We start from the raw sequence: 903 nt of genomic DNA, 5'->3' as shown, positions 1-903 counted from the left end.
GCAGGCGCGATCTGCCCCGTGACCTTGCAGAATTTACCCTTTGGGGTCTGGAGCAGGGCAGCCTTCTGGCCGTGAACCTCGGCCCCCACGGCATGCACAAGATCTACATTACCCAGTGCCTCACATGACAGGACGGGTTTTATCACCGACAAGGTGGCAATATCCGCGGCCCGCACCGGATTAAGGTGCATGGAGAACAAGACGGTCCCCACACCCACAATCCCCAGAAAGGCCCTCAGCTTTAGAAGTATTCTTTTCATCGCAGGTAAAATGTCCCGTTCAGTCGTCCGTTTGATTCGGTTCATGAACCAGAATTACGCGATGCCGCACCGAACAGAATGTATGGATTTGCAACAAAGGTAACTTTTCACCGCATCCGGCAGCCTGTTACCCTGCCGCGTCCCATTCCTCCTTGTCGCCACATCCGTTCCTGTTATCGGTTGTCTTAAAATAATGCGACGTAAACGCCCGGTAGACAGGCCGAAGATGGGCCGAAATGGAAAACTGATCAGTTACATCCATGAACGTCCCCTGCAGTGGCATCTGATGACGACCGTGGCCGGTGCGCATGATGTCATTAACGATCCCAGCCAGATCTGGGCACAGGATGATCAGACAATCGACGCCGGAACCCTGACCCTGAATTCCATTAAAAGCGAGGATGACGCTCCCTGCACAGGCATTACCTTCGACCCTCTCGTTTTACCGCCAGGCATCCAGCCGTCGGATGATCCGATCCTGCAGGTCCGGTCATACCGGACTTTCTAATGACGCCCGGCATATCGCTCGGCCATATAGCGCCCCGGAGACATGCCCAACACCTTGCGGAACATCGTCACGAAACTCGGGACACTTTCGTATGAACTGCCCCGGGTTTACCGGAGAGCGATTTGTTCAGTGCTC

1 protein-coding gene is annotated in these 903 nt (G+C 54.8%); it reads left to right on the top strand.

Annotation, left to right across the window (positions count from 1 at the left end; translation table 11 throughout):
• Positions 1-546: 546 nt before the first annotated feature.
• Positions 547-768 (top strand): catalase, encoded by a 222-nt coding sequence (locus B7449_RS17210; protein WP_242407735.1) that lies wholly within the window; start codon positions 547-549, stop codon positions 766-768.
• Positions 769-903 lie beyond the last annotated feature (135 nt).

The organism is Komagataeibacter intermedius TF2 (assembly GCF_000964425.1).
GTDB lineage: Bacteria > Pseudomonadota > Alphaproteobacteria > Acetobacterales > Acetobacteraceae > Komagataeibacter > Komagataeibacter intermedius.
Note: the sequence above shows the minus strand (reverse complement) of the source record. Positions and strands in the feature narration are given on the sequence as shown.

Bases quoted from the DNA above. Each gene is read 5' to 3' on its own strand.
- B7449_RS17210 (WP_242407735.1), top strand. From the start codon at position 547: ATGACGACCGTGGCCGGTGCGCATGATGTCATTAACGATCCCAGCCAG.